14 protein-coding genes are annotated in these 14,827 nt (G+C 70.3%); 8 read left to right on the top strand and 6 right to left on the bottom strand.

The features are described from left to right. Positions 1–18: 18 nt before the first annotated feature. Positions 19–1,680: an FAD-binding dehydrogenase gene (locus AB0M73_RS40585; RefSeq protein WP_363903172.1), complete on the bottom strand. Its 1,662-nt coding sequence runs from the start codon at positions 1,678–1,680 to the stop codon at positions 19–21. Next, a complete protein-coding gene (locus tag AB0M73_RS40580) occupies positions 1,677–2,306 on the bottom strand; it encodes a TetR/AcrR family transcriptional regulator (protein WP_363903169.1) in 630 nt (209 codons plus the stop codon). Before AB0M73_RS40580 ends, AB0M73_RS40585 begins: the two co-directional genes overlap by 4 nt. A 112-nt stretch (positions 2,307–2,418) precedes the next feature. On the opposite strand from AB0M73_RS40580, the gene AB0M73_RS40575 reads away from it, so the two are divergent. The 5 genes from AB0M73_RS40575 (at position 2,419) to AB0M73_RS40555 (ending at position 8,632) form a co-directional block, all read left to right on the top strand. Beyond that, on the top strand, positions 2,419–3,657 hold the full coding sequence (locus tag AB0M73_RS40575) for a peptidase S8 (RefSeq protein ID WP_363903166.1): 1,239 nt from the start codon (positions 2,419–2,421) through the stop codon (positions 3,655–3,657). An 80-nt stretch (positions 3,658–3,737) separates the two neighbouring features. Then, positions 3,738–5,360: an alpha/beta hydrolase gene (locus AB0M73_RS40570; protein ID WP_363903163.1), complete on the top strand. Its 1,623-nt coding sequence runs from the start codon at positions 3,738–3,740 to the stop codon at positions 5,358–5,360. A 190-nt stretch (positions 5,361–5,550) separates the two neighbouring features. Next, complete coding sequence (locus AB0M73_RS40565) at positions 5,551–7,065, top strand: AMP-binding protein (RefSeq protein ID WP_363903161.1); 1,515 nt, start codon at positions 5,551–5,553, stop codon at positions 7,063–7,065. Between the two features lie 156 nt (positions 7,066–7,221). Next, positions 7,222–8,106 carry a hypothetical protein gene (locus AB0M73_RS40560; RefSeq protein WP_363903158.1) on the top strand — a complete coding sequence of 295 codons (885 nt, stop codon included), beginning with the start codon at positions 7,222–7,224 and terminating at the stop codon, positions 8,104–8,106. Positions 8,107–8,230: 124 nt separating this feature from the next. Continuing rightward, positions 8,231–8,632, top strand: a complete 402-nt coding sequence (locus tag AB0M73_RS40555) for a RidA family protein (RefSeq protein ID WP_363903155.1) — start codon at positions 8,231–8,233, stop codon at positions 8,630–8,632. Here AB0M73_RS40555 and AB0M73_RS40550 read toward each other — a convergent pair. Both AB0M73_RS40550 and AB0M73_RS40545 read right to left on the bottom strand, forming a co-directional pair. Then, entirely contained in the window at positions 8,629–9,351 is a 723-nt protein-coding gene (locus AB0M73_RS40550) for an HAD family hydrolase (protein ID WP_363903152.1), read from the bottom strand. The two genes, AB0M73_RS40555 and AB0M73_RS40550, sit on opposite strands and share 4 nt — an antisense overlap. Next, a complete protein-coding gene (locus AB0M73_RS40545) occupies positions 9,351–9,968 on the bottom strand; it encodes a uridine kinase (protein WP_363903149.1) in 618 nt (205 codons plus the stop codon). Before AB0M73_RS40545 ends, AB0M73_RS40550 begins: the two co-directional genes overlap by 1 nt. 45 nt (positions 9,969–10,013) lie before the next feature. On the opposite strand from AB0M73_RS40545, the gene AB0M73_RS40540 reads away from it, so the two are divergent. Next, positions 10,014–11,369: a replication-associated recombination protein A gene (locus AB0M73_RS40540; RefSeq protein ID WP_363903146.1), complete on the top strand. Its 1,356-nt coding sequence runs from the start codon at positions 10,014–10,016 to the stop codon at positions 11,367–11,369. A gap of 85 nt (positions 11,370–11,454) precedes the next feature. On the opposite strand, the gene AB0M73_RS40535 is transcribed toward AB0M73_RS40540, so the two are convergent. Both AB0M73_RS40535 and AB0M73_RS40530 read right to left on the bottom strand, forming a co-directional pair. Further along, positions 11,455–12,447 carry an alpha/beta hydrolase gene (locus tag AB0M73_RS40535; RefSeq protein ID WP_363903143.1) on the bottom strand — a complete coding sequence of 331 codons (993 nt, stop codon included), beginning with the start codon at positions 12,445–12,447 and terminating at the stop codon, positions 11,455–11,457. Positions 12,448–12,490: 43 nt separating this feature from the next. Further along, entirely contained in the window at positions 12,491–13,270 is a 780-nt protein-coding gene (locus AB0M73_RS40530) for an EI24 domain-containing protein (RefSeq protein ID WP_363903140.1), read from the bottom strand. A 122-nt stretch (positions 13,271–13,392) separates the two neighbouring features. Between AB0M73_RS40530 and AB0M73_RS40525 the strand changes: the two genes are divergently transcribed. Together AB0M73_RS40525 and AB0M73_RS40520 are read left to right on the top strand one after the other, a co-directional pair. Further along, a complete protein-coding gene (locus AB0M73_RS40525) occupies positions 13,393–14,274 on the top strand; it encodes a S41 family peptidase (RefSeq protein ID WP_363903137.1) in 882 nt (293 codons plus the stop codon). Between the two features lie 21 nt (positions 14,275–14,295). After that, entirely contained in the window at positions 14,296–14,772 is a 477-nt protein-coding gene (locus AB0M73_RS40520) for a hypothetical protein (RefSeq protein WP_363903134.1), read from the top strand. Positions 14,773–14,827 lie beyond the last annotated feature (55 nt).

The raw sequence follows: 14,827 nt of genomic DNA, 5'->3' as shown, positions 1-14,827 counted from the left end.
GCCGCCCGCCGCGTCACGTCACAGCGTCTTGCCCAGGGCCCGCCCGGCCGCGCGGCCCGAGAAGATGCAGCCGCCGAGGAACGTGCCCTCCAGCGCGTTGTAGCCGTGCACGCCGCCGCCGCCGAAGCCGGCGACCTCACCGGCCGCGTACAGGCCGGGGAACGCCTCGCCGTCCGGCCGCACCACCTGCGAGTCGAGGTTGGTCTGCACCCCGCCCAACGTCTTGCGGGTCAGGATGTTCAGCCGCACGGCGATCAGCGGGCCGTGCGCCGGGTCCAGGATGCGGTGCGGCTTGGCCACCCGGGACACCTTGTCGGTGAAGACCTTGCGGGCGTTGCTGATGGCCATCAGCTGGAGGTCCTTGCTGAACGCGTTGCGGGTCTCCTGGTCGCGGGCCCGGATCTGGCGCAGCAGGTCGTCGTAGGAGATCTGCGGGCCGCGGGACAGCTTGTTCATGCCCGCCACCAGTTCCTGCAGGTTGTCGGCCACCACGAAGTCCACGCCGTGCTGCTTGAACGCCTCCACCGGACCTGGCGCGCCCTTGCCCAGCCGGCCGGTCACCGTGAGCTTGAGGTCCTTGCCGGTGATGTCCGGGTTCTGCTCGGAGCCCGACAGCGCGAACTCCTTCTCGATGATCGACTGGGTCAGCACGAACCACGAGTAGTCGTGGCCGGTGGCCAGGATCGCCTTCATCGTGCCGTTGGTGTCGAAGCCCGGGAAGTTGGGGGAGGGCAGGCGCTTCCCGGTGGCGTCGAACCACATCGAGGACGGGCCGGGGATGATCCGGATGGCGTGGTCGGGCCAGATCGGGTCCCAGTTGTTGATGCCCTCGGTGTAGTTCCACAGCCGGTCCCGGTTGACGATGTTGGCGCCGGCCGTCTCGGAGATGGCGATCATGCGCCCGTCCACGTGCGCCGGCACGCCGGAGATCATCGTCTTCGGCGCCGGGCCGAGCCGGTCGGTCGGCCAGTTCTTGCGGATCAGCTCGTGGTTGTGGCCGATGCCGCCCGAGGAGACGATCACCGCCTTGGCCCGCAGCTCGAACTCGCCGACCTTGGTCCGCGAGGACGCCTTGCCCCGCTCCAGGTCGGTCGACTCCAGCACCGTGCCCCGCACGCCGACCGCGCGGCCGTCCTCGACGATGATGTCGTCCACCTGATGCCGGAACGCGAACTCCACCAGGCCCCGCTTTTCCCCCTCCAGCACCGGTTCCAGGAACACGCGGACGACCTCCGGCCCGGTGCCCCACGTGAGGTGGAAGCGGGGGACCGAGTTGCCGTGGCCGTCGGCCAGGCCGCCGCCGCGCTCGGCCCAACCCACCTGCGGCATCACCCGCAGGCCCAGCTCGTGCAGGTACTGCCGCTTCTCGGTGGCGGCGAACCGGACGTAGGCCTGCGCCCACTGCCGGCCCCAGAAGTCCTCGTCCTCACGGTCGAAGCCGGCCGAGCCCTGCCAGTCCTGCCAGGCCAGCTCGAAGGAGTCCTTCACACCGATGCGGCGCTGCTCCGGGCTGTCCACGAAGAACAGGCCGCCCAGCGACCAGAAGGCCTGGCCGCCCAGGTTGTTGCGGTTCTCCTGGTCCACGACGAGGACCTTGCGGCCCGCCTTGACCAGTTCGCGCGTGGCGACGAGGCCGGCCAGCCCCGCCCCGACCACGATGACGTCGGGCTCGATTGTCATGACCGTCCTCCGGTTTCGATGCTGTAGGCCGTCAGGACCCGTTCGAACAGGTCGGCGCGGCGCCGCCACACGGCGGGATTCTCCGGTTCCAGCAGGCACTGCGCCGCGGTGCCGTCGTGCACGGCCACCAGAGCCTGCCCCAACGCCACCTGATCGGGTGTTTCTCGGCCGATTTTTCTCAGCAGGGCGGCGACCACCGGCGTGATGGCCCCGGCGATGGACTCTTCCCGCGTTTTCATCACGCGCCGCAGGCCCGGGTTGCGCAGCGCGTGGGCCGTGAACTCCGAGGTGATGCGGTACCAGGTGTCGTCCACCCGCACGGCCGGCGTCACCAGCTCCACCACGCCACGGACGTTGCGCACCTTGGCCGTGTCCATGCCGTCCAGGGCCTGGCGCAGGCCGTCGATCAGCTCGGTCGAGCGCTGCTCCCACATGGCCAGGAACAGGTCGTCCAGCGAGGCGAAGTTCGAGTAGAAGGCGCCCCTGGTGTATCCGGCCCGGTCGCAGACCTGTTCCACCGTCGAGCGGCCGAAACCCTGCTCGGCGAAGACCGTCAGGGCGGCGTCCAGCAGCCGCTGGCGCGTCTCGCCCCGGCGCTTGGTGACCCGCTTCGGTGCCGTGTCCATCTGATACGAAAATGTATCGGATACATCCGTGAATTGGAAGCGCGGAGTCCGGTGATTGTGTCGACACTGGCATCACGCAGAGTGCCCGGGAGGTCACCGCATGTTTGCCGGCATGGTCGCCGTACTGTTGGCGTCGTCGCTCGTGTCCGTCTACCCCGACACCGCAGCCCTGCACGCCCAGGTGCAGGCCGGCACCCTGTTGCAGAACCACGGGGTGATCGCCACCTGCGACGTGTGCGACTCGGAGATCGTCACCGAGGCCCAGGGCTCGGCCGCCCCGATGACGACCGTCGTCCCCGTCGGCTACAGCGCCTCGGAGCTGGCCGCCGCCTACCACCTGCCGGCCTCCGGCGGCGTCGCCGGCACCGTCGCCCTCGTCGACGGCGGTGGCTATCCCGGCTTCGAGTCCGATCTCGCCGCCTATCGTTCCCAGTTCGGCCTGCCCGCGTGCACGGTGGCGTCCGGCTGCCTCAAGGTCGTGGACTACCAGGGCGGCCCGCCGCTGCATCCCGACGGCACCGACGAGGAGAAGCAGCTCTCGCTGGAGACCGCGCTGGACGCCCAGATGATCTCCGCCGCCTGTCCCGCGTGCAAGATCCTCCTGGTGCAGGCCCCGACCCGGGACTTCTACCTGTCGTCACTGCACACCGCCGCCGACGCCGTCCCCAGCATCGCCCGCGCCGTGTCCACCGCCGTCGCCGCCGGCGTCTCCGCGGTCAGCATGAGCTTCGGCTATCCGTCCACAAAGGACATCAACACCGGCCCGTTGAGCACGGTCTTCTCCCACCCCGGCATCGCTTTTGTCGCCTCCTCCGGCGATTCCGGCTACCACGGCAACGTGCACGGCTACTGGCCGCAGAACCTGCCGAGCGTGATCTCCGCCGGCGGCACCGCCCTGTACCAGACCTCCGACGGCTTCGCCTCCAACGCCTGGAGCGGGGCCGGCAGCGCCTGTGAGACCGATCTCCCGCCGGCCAACGGGCAACCGGCCGCCGTCGCCGCCGTCTGTGGCGGCCATCGCGCCTCGTCCGACGTCTCCGCCGTCTCCGACCCGGCCACCGGCGTCGCCGTCTACGACTCCTACGCCGCGGGCGGCTGGTACACCGTCGGCGGCACCAGCGCCGCCGCGCCGTTCATCGCCGCCCTCTACGCCCGCGGCGGCCATCTGTCCCGTGTAGACGGTCCCAACACCCTCTACGCCGCCCCGGCCGGTGCGTTCAGCGACGTCACCCTCGGCCAGAACGCCGCCGCCCACGGCTGCCAGCCCACCTCGCTCCAGCTCTGCGTCTCCGGCACCGGATGGGATGGTCCCACCGGCGTCGGAACCCCCAACGGCCTGGCCGGTTTCTGACCGGGGGTGGTACTAGCACCACCTTGTTTTGTCACCCTAGTGCCAGTGCGTTCCTTGCCGTCGAGGGCAAAGCTGGTCCCATGCCCTTCCGACGCGTCACCGCCACGCTGACCGCCGCTGTGCTGGCCGCCGCCCTCATACCGCTGGCGCCGGCATCGGCGTCGCCGGCGCTGGCCTGGGGCGCCTGCCCGTCCGACGCGGCGTCGCCCGCGAACGCGCTCCCGCTGTCGGCCTACCAGTGCGCCTCCCTGGCCGTTCCACTGTCCTATCAGGACCCGGTCGGTCCAGAAACACAGATCGCCGTGGGCCGCCTGCCGGCGGTCGATCAGGCCCACAAGCTCGGCACCCTGTTCTACAACCCCGGTGGCCCAGGCAATCCCGGCCGGATCCCGCCGGTCCTCACGCCCGCGCTCCACCAACGCTTCGATCTGGTCGGCTTCGACCCTCGCGGCGTTGGCGCGAGCACCCAAGCCCATTGCTTCACCTCGCCCGATCAACTCGCCGTCCTGCAACGGGTCGCCGCCCAATTTCCCATCACGCCCGAGCAGACGACCCAGCAGATCGCCGACGCCCTGACGATCGACGACCTCTGCGCCCGCAACGCCGGCCCGTTGTTCTCCCACATGTCAACCGCCGACGTCGCCCGTGACCTGGACCGCTTACGTGCGGCCGTAGGGTCGTCAACCCTGTCGTACTACGGCCTTTCCTACGGCACCGTCCTCGGCGAGACCTACGTCAACCTGTTCCCCGAGCGCGTGCGGGCGGTGGTGCTGGACGCCGTCGACGACCCGGTCAACTGGACCACCGGCTACCGCCCCGCCGACGTCAACGTTCCCTTCAGCGTCCGCCTCGGCGCCGATCTCGGTGCGCAGCAGGCCTTCCGCTCTTTCCTCTCCGCCTGCGCCGCCACAACCCGCTGCGCCTTCAACACTTCCGGCGCCAACCTCGCCGACAAGTACAACCAGGTCCTCGACCACCTGTACGCGGATGGACCGGTCACGATCGCCGACCCGGCCACCGGTCAGCCCATCACCGTTCGCTACCAGGACGTCATCGCGCACATCGTGCACACCCTCGACGACGCCGGAAACTCCCCGGCCTTGGCCGAATACCTGCAACTGGTCAGCACGGCCACCCAGACCCCGCCCGCAGCAACCGTCACGGCTGCCCCCATCACTACCTTGCTCGACCGCCTGTCCTCCGATGGACCGGTCGCCATCGCCAACCCGGCCGACCCGGCACCGGCCACTCCCATCAGCACACCGTTCGACAGCCTGCTCGGCGGCGGCGCGACCCAGTGCGCCGACGCCCGCAACCCGTCCGATCCCGCTGTCTGGCCCCGATTCGCGGCCGCCACCGACCAGCGCGCACGGGGCTTCGGGCCCTACTACACGTACCTGTCCCTGCCCTGCGTCCGCTTTCCCTCGGCCGACCCGGACCACTACGCCGGCCCCTGGAACCGTCACACCGCCAACCCGGTCCTTCTGCTCGGCAACAGCCAGGGCGACCCCGACACCCCGTATCCCGGCGCGCAGCGCACCGCCAAGCTGCTCGGCAACGCGGAGTTGCTGACCCTGAACACCTTCGGCCACGGCTCCCTCAACCACAGCCGCTGCGTCGACGACGCCGTGGACGCCTACTTCCTCCGGCTCCGCCCGCCCGCGGCCGACACCGTCTGCCAACCCGACAAGGCGCCGTTCTAGTCATGGCAGGGCAGGTGAGGGTGCGCCCGTGCGGGTCAGCGTGTGCACCACCGGCTGCCAGCCGGCTCGGTCCGATCGACCGACCACTGTGCCCGGCCGGCCGCGACGCACGGGCGTTTCGTGCACACACGCAGTTGTGGACTGACATGACCGATTGCCAATGCGTTGCCGCGGTGCGAAAGTCACGCCCATGACTGCACAGGCGCGGCTGCTTCCGGAACTGGTCGAGCACTGGGCGCAGGCCAAGCCCGATGCCGAGGCCGTCAGCTACGAGGGCCAGAGCTACACGTGGTCGCAGTGGTGGGACCGGATCCGCCGGGTCGCCGGCGCGCTGCGGGCGGCCGGTGTCGGGCGTGGCGACCGGGTCGCCTATCTCGACAAGAACAACCTGTCGTGCCTGGAGGTCGTGCTGGGCGCCGGCTCGCTGGGCGCGGCGACCGCCATCCTCAACTGGCGGCTCGCCCCCGACGAGCTCGACTACGTGGTGCGCGACTCCGGGGCCCGCGTCCTGTTCGTGGCCGACGACCTGCTGCCCAGCGTCGAGGCCATCGCCGACCGGCCGGCGACCGTGCTGCTCAGCGGCTACGAGGACCTGATCACCACCGCCCCGGCCGAAATCGACTCCGAGGTCCGGTCCGAGGACCCCGTGCTGGTGATGTACAGCTCCGGCACCACCGGCCGTCCCAAGGGCATCCTGCTCAGCCACGCCAACGTGATCTCCCATGCCCGCAACACCGGCGAGGCCATGCCGGTAGAGGGGGACTCCCGCAGCCTCGTCGCCATGCCGTTGTTCCACGTCGGCGGCTCCTGCTACGCCATGTCCGGCTTCCGCGAGGGCATCCCGTCCACCGTGCTGCGCGAGCCCACCGGCCCCGGCCTGCTCGGCGCCATCGCCCAGGGCTGCACCCAGGCCTTCCTGGTGCCGGCCGTCGTCGCCGGCATCATGGCCGCCGGCCAGCCCGCCATCACCGCGTTCGGCCGCCTCCAGCGTCTGGTCTACGGCGCGTCGCCCATGCCCCTTCCGCTGCTGCGGGCGGCCATGGCCGCATGGCCGGACATGGAGTTCGTGCAGGTGTACGGCATGACCGAGATGGCCGGCGCGATCACCGTGCTCAGCCCCTCCGACCACCGCGACGCCGACCACCCCGAGCGGCTCACCTCCGCCGGCCGGCCCATCGGCGAGGCCGAGATGCGGGTCGTCGACCCCGCCACCTCGGAGGACGCCCCCACCGGCGAGCTCTGGTTCCGCACGCCCCAGACCATGCTCGGCTACCTCGGTCAGCCCGCCGCCACCGCCGACACCCTCACCGCCGACGGTTGGCTGCGCACCGGCGACATCGGCCGCCTCGACGAGGGCGGCTACGTCTACATCGTCGACCGGGTCAAGGACATGATCATCACCGGCGGCGAGAACGTCTACTCGCCCGAGGTCGAACGCGTCCTGGCCGAGCACCCCGACGTCGCCGACGTCGCCGTCATCGGCGTGCCCGACGACCGCTGGGGCGAGTCCGTCAAGGCCGTCGTCCAGCCCGTCGACGGCCACTCCCTCGACCCCGACGACCTCGTCGCCTACGCCCGCCAGCGCCTCGCCGGCTACAAGGTCCCCCGCAGCATCGACGTCGTCGCCGAGATGCCCCGCAACGCCACCGGCAAGATCCTCAAGAAGGTCCTCCGCCACCCCTACTGGCCCGACCGCGCCATCTGACCGGTCACGCCGGACGGCTGATTGACGCATTCGCGGACTGCTGCGCCCAGGTGACACATCCGTCGGCGACCGCATTCCTCGGCTACACACACCCTCTCGGCCGGCACGCCGTGCACGGGCCGAGGATGCGGTCACCGCGAGGTGAAGGAGCGGGCGATGCTGCGGGGATTCATTGTGTGGTTCGACAGCTATGTCTCTCGGGCGGGCGTCGTAGGTCTGATTGAAGGCGGCCTCGGCGTGATTGCCTTCGGTGGGGCGCTCAGCGTCGTGTTCGGGGACAGTGCGCCGAAGGCGGCGGCGGTTGTGGCGATTCTGCTTGCATTAATGGGCGTGCTCCTTCTGCTTGCGGCGAGCCGGGCAGAGTGGCGGCGTCGCGGCGAATTGAGTGAACGCCTGCTCATCGAGCATTGTCGGGCATTCCTCCAGGACAATCAGTCATCGTGGCGGCTCATGCGGTGGATCGAGCACCACCGCATCGACGACAACGGCGACACGGTCGTACTGGTCACCGTCCATGCTGTGGTGACGTGTGACCGTCTGAGGTTCTATCGGCTTCGAATGGGCTCCGGGCAAAACCAGCCGATGAAGATCCGTGGGCAGGTGCACGTGCAGGCGCGCAGCGTCGCGGTCGGAGGTGTCGGCGGGACCGGGCATGAGGTGACCAAGCACTGGGCCGATGACGCCCGGATGGAAGTCCTCGTGCACTTCCCAGTGCCGGTGTACTGCGGAAGTGAATTCAGTCTGCTCATCGAGATGCGCTGGCCCGCCCGCTCGAAGCGGCTCGTCCGGGACCGCCTGCCGGACGACTTCTGTGTTCGGATCCGGTCGCCGTTGAATCTGCTCGAATACACGGTGGCGCTGCCGGCTGGTGAGGAGGCTTTCTATGACCCAATTGGATTCGGGATGGACGACTCACATTTCGTGTTGGTTTCCCGGTCCAATAGCTCTGGTTGTCAGGAGATAAGCCTCGTTGGCCGAGACGTTCCCATCGACGGTCGCCTCGGTATGCGGGTCGACCTGAAACGGAAGGAACTCTCATGATAGGTGACGCTCGGTATGTGATGGTTACAGGTCGTTGCCATCCAGGGCTGTTTCGAAGCACAACATGACCGCTCGGATCAAAAACCGTTTTACCTGTGGCCGCAGGCCGGGTAGAACCGTTGTCATGGCCACTCATCGGATCTCACCTGCGCTGTTCCCGCCGCCTACCTACGCGCACAGTGTTGTCGTGGAGGCGGGGGAGCGGCTGGTGTTCACGGCGGGCGGGGTGCCGCTGGACAAGGAGGGGAACCTGGTCGGGGTGAACGACCGGGTGCGGCAGGCGGAGCAGGTGCTGGCCAACCTGGCCGAGCAGCTGGCGCAGGCGGGCACCGACCTGGAGCACGTGGTCAACACGACGGTGTACGTGGTGGCCGAGCAGCCGTCGGATCTGGTGGCGGTGTGGGACGTGGTGACGGCGTCGGGGCTGGCGAAGGGGCCGCACAGCTCGACGCTGCTGGGGGTGAGCATGCTGGGCTACAGCGGCCAGTTGGTGGAGATCGTGGCGGTGGCGGTGATCCCGGACTAGCAGCGGCAGAACGAGGGCACGCCGGCGAAGTCGGGGCTGTGGCGGCCGGAGGTGGAGCACGGGACGGCGCCGCAGATGTGGACGGCGGGCCAGCCTCCGTTCAAAGCCAGCGTGAGGTCGGTGCCGCTGTCGCCGGCCAGCAGGCAGACGGCGCGGCCGTCCAGGGCGGTGCGGACGGCGGTGGCGAACCCGGGGCTGCCCTTGGGCCACCCGACCTCGCCGGAGACGAAGACCCGCTCGAACCGGTCGCCGAGCCCGGACAGCCGGAGCTTGAAGCGTTGCAGCGAACGGCATCCGTCGGTGGCCAGCCACAGACTGTGCCCGGCGGCCAGCCGATCCAACGCCGCCTCGGCGCCGGGCAGCACTCGCACCAGCGCCGCCCGGTGCCGACGGTAAGCGCTGTCCAGGGCTTCGGCGTCGGCGCCGGGACAGGCGGCCCGCCAGGCCCGCACGGCGTGGCCGGCGAGCGACGACGAAACGTCCGAAGGCAGTGGCAGCTCGGCGAAATCGGCCCACAGGGCCTCCCACGAGCTGACCCGCTCGACCTCCCGATGCCCGCGGACGGCGTTGGCCCGCCACACCGTTCGGACGGCGGCCAGCACCTGGTCGACGTCGACGGAAAGCGAGAACTCCCGCAGCACCAGGCCGATCGCCGCGCGGGCGGCGGAGACGTCCGGGATGAGGGTGTCGTCGAGGTCGACGAGGACGACCGGCGGCACTAGGCGGCGGAAGCCGTGGTGGCGGTGAAGGAGACCAACTCGGCGGCGGCGCGGTCGGGGGTGGTGCGGCGCATGCCGGCGTTCAGGCAGCGGCGCACGACGGCCGGCTGCTCCCGCCACAGGCGCAGGCCTCGGCGGAGGAGCAGCGGCACGGGCTTGCGGTGCTCGGCGACGTCACGGACGAGGCGGCGCACGAACGTCTTCGCGGCGGACGGGGCCAGCACGAGAGCATCGGCCAGCACGCCGGCGTCGCGGCAGCCGGCGACGAGCCGGTCGGCGAACAGGCCCTCGGCGAAGAACAGCGGGGAGTCGCCCAGCTCGATCCGGTGGCAGCCGGTGCGGCGGTCCTCGCCGAAGGAGTAGACCGGCGCGGACACCTCGCCGGTCGCGGCCAGTTCGACCACGGCGGCCAGCGCGTCGGCGGCGTTCCAGGAGTTGTCGTCGTCCCAGTCGGCCCGGCCGGCGGCGTCGCGGGGCAGCAGCGGATCGGCGCCCTCGCGGTAGAAGTCGTCGAGGTTCAGCACGGGCCAGCCCAGGCGGGCGGCGAGGGTGGACTTGCCGGAACCCGAGGGCCCGGCCAGCAGCACGACGCGCGGGTGAACGGAAGCTGACGGCACGGGTAACGAGTATCTCACACGCGCGGGCGTTGTAACGTCGAACCTATGAGCGACCAGTTGTACGACGGCGGGCTGTTCGGCGCCGACGTCGAGGAGCGGAGCAAGGCCCAGGTGGCCGCCAACGCCCCGCTGGCGGTGCGGATGCGGCCGCGCTCGCTGGACGAGGTCGTAGGCCAGGGGCACCTGCTCGGCCCGGGCGCGCCACTGCGCCGGCTGGTGGAGGGCGCCGCGCCGGCCTCGGTGATGCTCTACGGCCCGCCGGGGACCGGCAAGACGACCCTGGCCACGCTGGTCTCGCAGGCCACCGGGCGGCGCTTCGTGGCCCTGTCGGCGCTGTCGGCCGGCGTGAAGGAGGTCCGCGAGGTCATCAACGACGCGCGCCGACGCCTGGGCCGGACCGCCGAGGCGACCGTGCTGTTCATCGACGAGGTGCACCGGTTCTCCAAGACCCAGCAGGACGCCCTGCTCGGCGCGGTGGAGGACCGGATCGTGCTGCTGGTCGCCGCGACCACCGAGAACCCGTTCTTCTCCGTCGTCTCCCCGCTGCTGTCCCGATCCCTTGTGCTGCAACTGAAGTCCCTCACCGACGAGGACGTGCGGGAGGTCGTGCGCCGGGCCGTGGCCGACGAGCGCGGGCTCGGCGGCTCGCCGACGCTGTCGCCCGAGGCCGAGGACCACCTGGTCCGGCTGGCCGGCGGCGACGCCCGTCGCGCCCTGACCGCGCTGGAGGCCGCCGCCGAGTCGGCCGAGTCCACCGGCGCCGACGTCATCGACCTGGCCACCCTGGAGGCCACCGTCGACAAGGCGGCCGTCCGCTACGACCGTGACGGCGACCAGCACTACGACGTGATCAGCGCGTTCATCAAGTCCATCCGCGGCTCCGATGTGGACGCCACGCTGCACTACCTGGCCCGCATGATCGAGGCCGGCGAGGACCCGCGCTTCATCGCCCGGCGGCTCGTCGTGCACGCCAGCGAGGACGTCGGCATGGCCGATCCCACCGCCATCCAGGTCTGTGTGGCTGCCGCCCAGGCCGTGCAGCTCATCGGCATGCCCGAGGCCCGCATCAACCTGGCCCAGGCCGCCATCCACCTGGCCACCGCGCCCAAGTCCAACTCCACCGTCGTGGCCATCGACGCCGCCCTGTCCGACGTCCGCAAGGGCGCCGCCGGCACCGTGCCGCCGCACCTGCGTGACGGCCACTACCCCGGCGCCAAGAAGCTCGGCAACGCCCAGGGCTACCGCTATCCCCACGACGTGCCCGAGGGCGTGCTGACCCAGCAGTACCCGCCGGACGACCTCGTCGGCCGGGACTACTACAACCCCACCAACCGTGGCAACGAACGGGCCCTGTCCGAGCGGGTTCCCAAGCTGCGCAAGGTGATCCGCGGCCAGGAGTGACCCCGCGAGTCCCGCTCAGCGTCACACCGAAATGCCGAAACCGTTTCGGCATTTCGGTGTGACTGTGGGCGGGACTCGCGGGGGTTCAGGTGGTGGTGTCGGCCCAGGCGTTCAAGGCGTTTTCGTACACGGCCGCGCGGGCTTCGAAGTTGAGGTCGTGGCCGGCGTCGGGCAGCACGGCGGCGGTGAAGCTGCTGGCGTTGGCGAAGTACGGCTTCTCCTCGGCCGCCAGCGCGTCGGCGTCGGAACAGTCGCCGCCGAGTAACTTCCCGCAGAACAAGGCGTCCAGGCCGCCGTCCACGAGGTACACCGGCCGCGTGACGGCCAACGACGTGGGCAGGCCGAAACCGAGGGCGATCGCGTCGGCCATCTCGGTGGACGAGACGACGCCCTTGGTCGCCTCGTCGTAGGCCAGCATCGCGGGATCCGGGTGCGGCCCGTAGAACAGGGCCGCCCGCCGGCCGGGCACGGTCGTCAGATAACCGGGGTCGTACTCCGAAGCCAGCGGGCCGGGGTCCACGGTGACCGGTCGGACGTCCACGGCCAGCGCCGAAGCCAACGCCTCGGGCGACACCCGGTGCGTCAATGCCGTGAGCGCCAACGCATCGGCGTCGTTGTACAGGGAGGTCTCGATCAACGCCACCGCACTGCCGACGGAGTGCCCGACCAGCAACACCGTGCCGAACGAGGCCCGCAGCGACGACACGACCTGGTGCACGGTGAGGGCCTGCGTCGATGCGGTCAGCAACGCGCTGGGCTCACGCGTGCTCGCGCCGTAGCCGACGCGGTCGATGGCCAGCGTTGCCCAGCCGTCGGCCAAAGCCCGTCGCACGTACGAGAACCGGCCGTCCGCAACGGGTTCGTCCCAGTACCGCGAGTCGTAGGTCGCCCCGTGAACCAGCAGCTGCACGCGATCGGACCCGCCCGGCGGCTGGCACAGCTGCCCGTGCACCTCGGCCGGTAACAGGACATCGAGCTGCACCGGCACGGTCACGTCGGAACAGTCGGCGGCGGCATGGGCGGGCACCGCCGTCCCGACCATGAGCGCCAAGGCGAGTCCCACGGCCTGCCACCGCATCGCAGCCTCCCGGAAGGAAGATCGATCCGGGAGGAGAGTAGGCCTAGAAAGGCTTTTCCGCGTCCGGTCGGCCTAGCCGGGCAGGGGCCTGTGCCTGTTCTTCCAGCAGCCGATGGGCCAGAAGAGTGCCGCCCGCGGTGGCCGCCGGCATCACGATGATCGCCAGCAGCGGCACCAGGCACAGCAGGTACGCCGGCAGCGCGAAGCCGAACGCCATCGCGCGCCGCTGCCCCAGCAGGTGCCGCCGGGCCGTCAACGGCAGCCCCCGCCGCGAGAACGGCACGACGCTGAGCTCAAGACCGAACAGCCACGCGCTCACGCAGACGCCGATCACCGGTCCCACGGACTCGCCGACCACCGGCACCAGGTCGATCAGGAACATCGGGATCGCCAGCAGCGCGGAGGCGCCCACGACCTTGGCGTTGTCCACGGTGTCGGCCCACCACGACGTGTCGTGCTCGGTCGGCACGCCGCCGAGCTGGTCCTCGACCCGCCGCGCGATCGACTCGTAGAACGGCGCGCCGATGGCCAGCGTGGCCGCGGCGAACAGCAGCAGCCCCAGGAACAGCAGCGCGATCACCAGCGCCACGGCCACCAGATCCCGGAAGATCTCCTGGTAGGTGTGGTCCCAGCCGTCCGCGAACGGGGTGGCCAGCGCGACCAGGTCCGGCGCGAAGATCCCGAGCGTGATCACCAGGGCCAGCAGCAGACCGCCGGTCAGCGCCGCCGGCAGCGCCCCGAGCAGCAGGAGCCGGGGCGTCCGGAACACGATGCCGAAGCCCCGCAGCAGCAGGCCGATGCCCGCGAAGAAGTCCCTGATCATGAGGCCAGGAGGATAGCCGCTCGGCACCGCGGCGAAACCCGTCCGCACCTCGGGGCGACGACCTCGGCACCGAGGTGAGAAATGCCGGGACGCCTGCCCGGCCCGGCGGCTAGCGTGGCGCGATGATCTCCCGCCGTGCGCTGATCGACGCCGCCATCCCGCTGATCACGGACAACTACGTGTTCCCGGATGTCGCCGAGAAGGTGGTGGAGGTGTTGCGCCGCAACGACTACGACCACCTCGCCGATATCGACGAGTTCGCTGCCGCGGTGACTGCCGACCTCCAGTCGGTCAACGGCGACAAGCACCTGCGGCTGCTGCACGAGGAGCCCAAGCCGCGGGCGGTCAGCGACCACCATGGCTTCGACAAGGTCGAGATCCTCGACGGCAACATCGGCTACGTCGAGAACACCGGGCTGCGCGACGCCGGCACGTTCGGCGACCTCGCCGCCGCCGCGATGACCCTCGTCGCCGGCGCCGACGCACTGATCATCGACCTGCGGCGGTGCCGCGGCGGCGACCCGGCGATGGTCTCCCTGATCTGCGGCTACCTGTTCGACGAATCCGAGCACGTCAACGACATCTACGAGCGGGCCGACGACCGGACCGTCCAGTTCTGGACGCCGCCCTACGTGCCCGGACGGCGTTTCGGCGGCACCAAGCCGATCTGGGTGCTGACGAGCTCGTTCACCTTCTCCGGCGGCGAGGAGCTGGCCTACGACCTCCAGCAGACCGGTCGAGGGGTTGTCGTCGGCGAGACCACCCGCGGCGGCGCGCATCCCACCGACCGGCACGAGCTCGCCGAGCACCTCTGTCTCACCGTTCCCGCGGCCCGTTCGATCAACCCCCGGTCCGGCACGAACTGGGAGGCCGTCGGCGTCACGCCGGACATCGCCGTCCCAGCCCCAGAAGCCCTGGACCACGCCCTCGAACTGGCCCGAAACTCACTGGCTGACGCGGGCAACGAAAGGCATGCGGGCGACGTCTCCGAAGAGACGCATTAGCCCTTTTTGTCGGGAGAGGCCATGATCAGAACCAAGTCGCTGGCGGCCGCGCTGCTCGCCGTGCTCGCCCTCGCCGCGCTCACCCCGTCGGCCGGCGCCGCACCCAGCGACACCACCGCATACCTGACCAACATCCGTGTCGGGGCGCACGACACGACCGACCGGGTGGTGCTCGACTTAACGAGCCTGCCCACCTACAGCTACAGCTTCGGCCCCGAGCTGACGTACGACCCGAGCGGCAAGCCGGTGAACATCCCCGGCACCACGTTCATGGACCTCGTCGTGCACGGCGCGGCCGCGCACGACGACAACGGCAACCTCACCTACACCGGCCCGCAGACCATCCTGACCCCGCAGCTGACCAACGTGCAGGCGGTCGCGATCATCGGCGACTTCGAGCACGTGCTCAGCGTCGGCCTCGGTCTCAAGCACTCGGCCAACGTCCACGTTTTCACCCTCACGGCGCCGAATCGCCTGGTAATCGACGTGGACCACTGATCGCGCGCAGTGATCACCGCACCACTCCTTTGACCGATGACCACGCCGCCGCCAG

The organism is Kutzneria sp. NPDC051319 (assembly GCF_040682195.1).
In the GTDB taxonomy this organism is placed as follows: Bacteria; Actinomycetota; Actinomycetes; order Mycobacteriales; family Pseudonocardiaceae; genus Kutzneria.
Note: the sequence above shows the minus strand (reverse complement) of the source record. Positions and strands in the feature narration are given on the sequence as shown.

What these genes read in the sequence shown, in the direction of transcription:
- AB0M73_RS40585 (WP_363903172.1), bottom strand. Translation starts at nt 1,680, where the DNA reads ATGACAATCGAGCCCGACGTCATCGTGGTCGGGGCGGGGCTGGCCGGC.
- AB0M73_RS40580 (WP_363903169.1), bottom strand. Translation starts at nt 2,306, where the DNA reads ATGGACACGGCACCGAAGCGGGTCACCAAGCGCCGGGGCGAGACGCGC.
- AB0M73_RS40575 (WP_363903166.1), top strand. Translation starts at nt 2,419, where the DNA reads ATGGTCGCCGTACTGTTGGCGTCGTCGCTCGTGTCCGTCTACCCCGAC.
- AB0M73_RS40570 (WP_363903163.1), top strand. Translation starts at nt 3,738, where the DNA reads ATGCCCTTCCGACGCGTCACCGCCACGCTGACCGCCGCTGTGCTGGCC.
- AB0M73_RS40565 (WP_363903161.1), top strand. Translation starts at nt 5,551, where the DNA reads ATGACTGCACAGGCGCGGCTGCTTCCGGAACTGGTCGAGCACTGGGCG.
- AB0M73_RS40560 (WP_363903158.1), top strand. Translation starts at nt 7,222, where the DNA reads ATGCTGCGGGGATTCATTGTGTGGTTCGACAGCTATGTCTCTCGGGCG.
- AB0M73_RS40555 (WP_363903155.1), top strand. Translation starts at nt 8,231, where the DNA reads ATGGCCACTCATCGGATCTCACCTGCGCTGTTCCCGCCGCCTACCTAC.
- AB0M73_RS40540 (WP_363903146.1), top strand. Translation starts at nt 10,014, where the DNA reads ATGAGCGACCAGTTGTACGACGGCGGGCTGTTCGGCGCCGACGTCGAG.
- AB0M73_RS40535 (WP_363903143.1), bottom strand. Translation starts at nt 12,447, where the DNA reads ATGCGGTGGCAGGCCGTGGGACTCGCCTTGGCGCTCATGGTCGGGACG.
- AB0M73_RS40530 (WP_363903140.1), bottom strand. Translation starts at nt 13,270, where the DNA reads ATGATCAGGGACTTCTTCGCGGGCATCGGCCTGCTGCTGCGGGGCTTC.
- AB0M73_RS40525 (WP_363903137.1), top strand. Translation starts at nt 13,393, where the DNA reads ATGATCTCCCGCCGTGCGCTGATCGACGCCGCCATCCCGCTGATCACG.
- AB0M73_RS40520 (WP_363903134.1), top strand. Translation starts at nt 14,296, where the DNA reads ATGATCAGAACCAAGTCGCTGGCGGCCGCGCTGCTCGCCGTGCTCGCC.